The organism is Peribacillus sp. NPDC060253 (genome assembly GCF_042727425.1).
Taxonomy (GTDB): Bacteria; Bacillota; Bacilli; order Bacillales; family DSM-1321; genus Peribacillus.
Window position 1 is genome coordinate 1 of the sequence record NZ_JBHXAS010000194.1, and the last position, 5,569, is coordinate 5,569.

Here is a 5,569-nt window from a genome sequence, read left to right on the forward strand (position 1 = left end):
ATGGACACCCTTGCATTAAGCTAACCATTACTACTGCCTTCATGGTTCGGGACTCGCACCCTATAGATTGCACCCATGCCGGGCGCACGAAAAAACCCGCCGTGGCGGGTTTTCAGGAAAGAACCTCTTCTACGTTCGCTCCAATTTTCCTTAAACTTCCTGGGTCGACCTTTTCAATGGCCGTGGCTGCCGTTTCCAGTGCAGCTTGATATTCATAGCTGCGAAATTTCGCTTCCGCTTCCCTTAGGCTATCGGCCACTGTTTCGTGACTGCTGCGATAACGATTGCCGAATTGAATCACTTTTTCGGCCAAATACATATGTTCGATCAATTCTTGTGCTTTTTCGTGGACCTTATTCACATGTTGAACTGCTTTTTCTAAATAAATATAAACAACTGCCATGTCAAGCGGCTTTTCTTCAAGTTTACTTTGAACGTCATCCGTGCTTTCCTTGGCATCAGATAGCACCACTTTATACTCTTCAGGGAGACCAGGAATATTGCTTTTGGCAATTAAACGGCCTGTATCAACCATTTTGCGTTTCAATTCGGCCAGTGAATCCCTGGCATCCATTTCATCTTTCCTTAAAGCCTGGATTTTAACGGCAAAGTCTTTCTGATTTTCCTGTAATTCTTTCAACTGCACTGCCAGTCCTTGCATCTCTTCGCTGATTAGCGAGCTTGCCATCACATTGTCCTCCATCTTCAAGACGAGCAATTGATGGCGTTTCGAAATCTGGGCAATTTGCTTTTCCATTTTCCTTTGTGCATCCAGCTCATTTTCTGTTAGATGATAGGTGTGTTGAACATGTATCGTTTCAACTTTGAGTTTATCACTTTCATATTCAAGGTCACTAATCGTTTTCCTGAGCACTTCATCATTTTTCAAGATATACTGTTTTGAAAGCACTTCTTTCTCCAGTAGGTCATAAAGCACGTCAATGCTTTCGCGCATATCTTTAATGCCTTTATCAACAGATTCCGTTTCGGCATTTTCCAATTGTGTTTTATATAAATCCAGTTCTTCTTCAAGCCTGGATATCTCCTGTTCGAATTGGATATGGCTTAAATGATACCCCTGTCCTGACATCTCCTCATACCCATCCTTTAATTCATGAAGTTGGGAATGCAGCTCGGATTGACTATCAACCAATAATTTTGGAAGCAGCTCCATTTTAACCGCCAATGCTGCTAGTTTTTCCTTTATGGAAAGAACAAGCTCCCTAGCATTTAAATAATTTCCGTTCACAGTCTCTTCTTCATACTTCTGCAGGATTTGCACTACTTCATCCAAGGAGTTTTCGAGCTTATCAGCGGCTTTTCCATAATTATGTCTGTGTGCAAGCAATGATTTCTTCAATTGGCGGTAGGATTCTTTAATATCCTCGATTTCCAAGCGATTCTTTTCCTCACTGCCTACTAGTTCATTCAGTTCATATAGAATCTTTTTGATCATTTCTTCGATTTCATTAAGCTTGACTGTAATTTTGCGCTGCTCCTCTTTTGATCGGCTGAAACGGTATTTATCGACAAACTCCTCGGCATCGAATAAAAGCTCTTCGACTTCCGGCATATGGTCCGTAATGATAGCGTCCCATTCAATGCGCCAGTTTTCGAACATTACTTCTGTTTCACCTGTCATGTTCAATTGTTTGACTTTAGAAAGCTCTTCTAGCACGGGGCGGTGCATGATGCTAATTTTCCAGGATTCCAGTCGATCGATTTCTTTAAAATATCTTTTTTTGAAAAAATAACCCCAAATGATGAAAATCAAAATTAATACAATTACCCCAATTATGTAATCCATGGTAAGCCCCCTGTTCTAGTCCTTACAGTCTTGCTCTATTATATATCAATTTTAAAAATGTTAAATTTAATGCTTTTATGATACCATGTTAGCAATAATTTTTGATGAGAAAATTGAATTATTTGTAGAAAATTGCTACAAATACCTGTTTTTTGGGAGGGAATGGCCATGAAAGCTGACAGTCACGTGCATACTCCGTTTTGCCCTCACGGCTCTATGGATGAATTCGATGAATATATCACGCGGGGAATCGAGCTAGGATTAAAGGAAATCACATTTACGGAGCATGCTCCTTTGCCACGAGATTTTCAAGATCCTACACCTGAAAAAGACAGCGGTATGGACGCTGCCCTGCTCCTGGATTACTTTCAAGAGCTCCGCGTACTGAAAGAACGTTATAAAGACAAAATCTTGATCAAAAGTGGTCTTGAGGTTGACTTTATAGAGGGTTATGAAAAAGAAACAAAAGAATTTCTCGATGACATCGGAGAATTCCTTGATGATAGCATACTTTCCGTCCACTTCATCAAGCATCAAAATAGTTGGCATTGCATTGACTTCAGTGAAAATGAATTTGGTGCGATTGCTAATGAACTAGGATCTGTCGAGGCGATATATGCCAAATATTACGATACTTTAGAGCAATCAATCAAAGCAGATTTAGGCATTTATAAGCCTAAGCGGATTGGGCATATTACCCTTGTCCATAAATTCCAGCTTCGATATCCGCCAGCATTAAGTTTTGACGAGCGTGTTTACAAAGTGTTGGACATGATCAATGTAAATAAATATGAACTTGATTATAATGGAGCTGGGCTTGTAAAACCTCTATGCGGTGAGCCTTATCCTCCAGAACGATTCGCTAGACGTGCCCGTGATCTAGGAATTCCGCTTATTTATGGTTCAGATGCCCATCAGGCTAAAGATTTGGGTCAGGGCTATCGGGCATTGATTGCAGAGTTCCATGGATAACTCATGTATACACTTTTGGCACACCAGCCAGCAGCGGCTGTCGGTCTTCGGCATTGAAAAGTGTATCTTGCAGAAAACGTCCGACCTCATTAGCATATATATTCGTGTAATAGGCTTCCTGCGGGAACACATGAAGAACATCCATCGCATAATGGGTATGCAGGACAGGAGCCGTTAGCAGGCCCTTCAACTGGAGCATATACATGGGAATCGAGACCGGCTGGAAACTCCTGCTTTTAATCCCTTGTTCCAAAACATATTGAAAATAAGACTTTTCCTTTGTAAAATAAGTCGAATGAATTTCCCGGTTTAAATTGGAATCCAGTGAAGATTCCCCATATATGAACCGTGCGGCCAGGAAGTTTTCCCTCTGGAAAGTGAGAATATCCTTTACTAGATTCATCAAGCATTGCTGCGGGCCTTTAAGGTCCAACAGCGTCATGTTCGTCTCAAGGACCAGGATATACTCTTCTAAATAGGAAGTGAAACAGAATTCCAGCAATCCCTGCTTATTTTTAAAATAGTAGGCAATATTGGCTGCGTTCACTTTCGCTTTATTCGCAATATCCCTTATGGATGTAGCATGATAGCCCTTTAAATGAAATAAGTGTAACGCAGCTTCCACAATGGCTTGTTTCGTTGGCGTCTGGCGATTCATTTAGGCAATCCCTCGCTTTCTTTGAGACAAGTCTTGTGGACTATTTCTGCACGGAATAGAGAGAATCCTTTAGTAAGTTCTCGACAATTTCCCAACAATCAAGCAACATGACTGGAAAGTGCTGTAAAAATATGAGGAAGACAGGTGAACGCTTTTGTTTAATGTCGAAATGTATCAAGGAAAAAAAGAAAAAAACTATGACCTTGTCCAAAAACAACTTTTTGCTTTAATTGAAGATGAAACGAACCGGATAGCTAATTTAAGCAATGCGGCAGCATTACTGAATCTGTTTCTCGATGAGATTAACTGGGTCGGCTTCTATTTATACGAAGAAGACCAATTAATATTAGGACCCTTTCAGGGCCTTCCAGCCTGTGTCCGCATTCCAATGGGTAGGGGCGTATGTGGGACTTCAGCAGCCACTGAAAAAACGCTGCGCATCGAGGACGTCCACCAATTCCCTGGACATATTGCCTGTGATGCAGCATCGCGATCTGAAATTGTCATACCGCTCATGAAGGATGGCAAATTGATCGGTGTGCTCGATATCGACAGCCCGATCACGAACCGATTTGACGAAATGGATCAACAAGGACTTGAAAAGTTCGCTGAAATCCTTTCCAGCCGTCTATAAAGTGAAAGGGAGCGGCAACACATGCCTGCTCCCTTTTCCATTATCGTATTCCATGTGCATGTACCCGGTCATCCCCGAATTCTTCGCCAAATATAAAGCTTCATCGGCCCTTTTAACAACCTCTTTGACATTATCCCATTGCCCTTTTACCCAATGGGACACGCCTGCCGAAATCGTCACCCCTGGATTAGAAAGATCTCTCACTTTATCCTTTGCTTCGATACAGTTTCCCCCTCTTCTTTTAATTAATAGCCAACTGTCCTTGACTCATTGAGCAGAATATTATACAATACTCCTTGTGTAAAATATTGCAGCCTATGTGACAGCTTTTATGTTCTCATTTTGTTCCTCCAACCAGAGGTGTATCTCGTAACTCTCTGCTGCTAGGGCGAAGGTACATGAAAACAAAATGGTCATGATCGTTCATTCACACGGTTTTTATTTTACCAAAATAAAAACATTTAAAGGAGGAGTCATCCTATGGCTCGTTATACTGGCCCAAGCTGGAAACTATCCCGTCGTTTAGGAATTTCCCTAACAGGTACTGGTAAAGAATTAGAAAAACGCCCTTATGCTCCAGGACAACATGGTCCTAACCAACGTAGAAAAATTTCTGAATACGGAATGCAACTACAAGAGAAACAAAAACTTCGTCACATGTACGGAATCACTGAACGTCAATTCCGTTCAATGTTCGACCGTGCTGGCAAACTAAAAGGTGTTCATGGTGAAAACTTCATGGTTCTTCTTGAATCACGTCTTGATAACCTAGTTTACCGTCTTGGTTTAGCTCGTACACGTCGTCAAGCACGTCAACTTGTTAACCACGGTCACATCATTGTAGACGGACGTCGCGTAGACATCCCTTCTTACAAAGTGTCTCTTGGACAAACAATCGCAGTTCGTGAAAAATCACGCAACTTCTCAATCATCAAAGAATCAGTTGAAGCAACTAACTTCGTACCTGATTTCCTTACATTTGATGCTGAGAAATTAGAAGGTACTTTCACTCGTTTACCAGAACGTTCTGAATTGCCTGCTGAAATTAACGAAGCGCTTATCGTTGAGTTCTACTCTCGTTAATACTTTGTTAACAGCTATTTTAAAAACCCTCGAAACATTGAAATCAATGTTTCGAGGGTTTTTTCTTTTTCTCCTGATTTGTAGAATGTTGTATAATAACCTATTTTTTTACGTTCTCTTGAAATAAGGGGACGTTTTTTTTAGAGATCAGAGAAGACATGGCGCAGAAGTGTCAAAAAATGCGGTTACGCACAATAAAAGGGATTGTTAAAAGTATAGGTATAAAAAGTGAAATAAAAATCAATACAAAAAACAAGAAAAACCCTCATCGACCGAGAGGGCTTGAATTACTATTAGACTAGTTTTTTTTATCCACATCACTCTTGATGTAAAATATTAGCAATACAACATTAACAAATACTACGCCTGCTAAAGAAAAAATCCCTTGCAATAAATATCTAATATTATAAAAAGC

General features: G+C 40.6%; 6 protein-coding genes. 3 read left to right on the forward strand and 3 right to left on the reverse strand.

Annotated features, from left to right (window positions below):
• Window positions 1–112 precede the first annotated feature (112 nt).
• A complete protein-coding gene (gene ezrA, locus ACFWE9_RS25560) occupies window positions 113–1,807 on the reverse strand; it encodes a septation ring formation regulator EzrA (protein WP_377359455.1) in 1,695 nt (564 codons plus the stop codon).
• A 168-nt stretch (window positions 1,808–1,975) separates the two neighbouring features.
• Between ezrA and hisJ the strand changes: the two genes are divergently transcribed.
• On the forward strand, window positions 1,976–2,779 hold the full coding sequence (gene hisJ, locus ACFWE9_RS25565; protein WP_377359457.1) for a histidinol-phosphatase HisJ: 804 nt from the start codon (window positions 1,976–1,978) through the stop codon (window positions 2,777–2,779).
• A 1-nt stretch (window position 2,780) separates the two neighbouring features.
• Here the strand turns inward: hisJ and refZ are convergent, their stop codons facing one another.
• The gene (refZ, locus tag ACFWE9_RS25570) at window positions 2,781–3,437 is read right to left on the reverse strand and encodes a forespore capture DNA-binding protein RefZ (RefSeq protein WP_230154621.1); all 657 of its coding nucleotides are present in this window, start codon (window positions 3,435–3,437) and stop codon (window positions 2,781–2,783) included.
• Window positions 3,438–3,591: 154 nt separating this feature from the next.
• Between refZ and ACFWE9_RS25575 the strand changes: the two genes are divergently transcribed.
• Entirely contained in the window at window positions 3,592–4,071 is a 480-nt protein-coding gene (locus ACFWE9_RS25575) for a GAF domain-containing protein (RefSeq protein ID WP_290370498.1), read from the forward strand.
• Here the strand turns inward: ACFWE9_RS25575 and ACFWE9_RS25580 are convergent.
• A complete protein-coding gene (locus ACFWE9_RS25580) occupies window positions 4,066–4,275 on the reverse strand; it encodes a diguanylate cyclase domain-containing protein (protein WP_230154618.1) in 210 nt (69 codons plus the stop codon). The two genes, ACFWE9_RS25575 and ACFWE9_RS25580, sit on opposite strands and share 6 nt — an antisense overlap.
• Window positions 4,276–4,551: 276 nt before the next feature.
• On the opposite strand from ACFWE9_RS25580, the gene rpsD reads away from it, so the two are divergent.
• A complete protein-coding gene (gene rpsD / locus ACFWE9_RS25585) occupies window positions 4,552–5,154 on the forward strand; it encodes a 30S ribosomal protein S4 (RefSeq protein WP_057911405.1) in 603 nt (200 codons plus the stop codon).
• Window positions 5,155–5,569 lie beyond the last annotated feature (415 nt).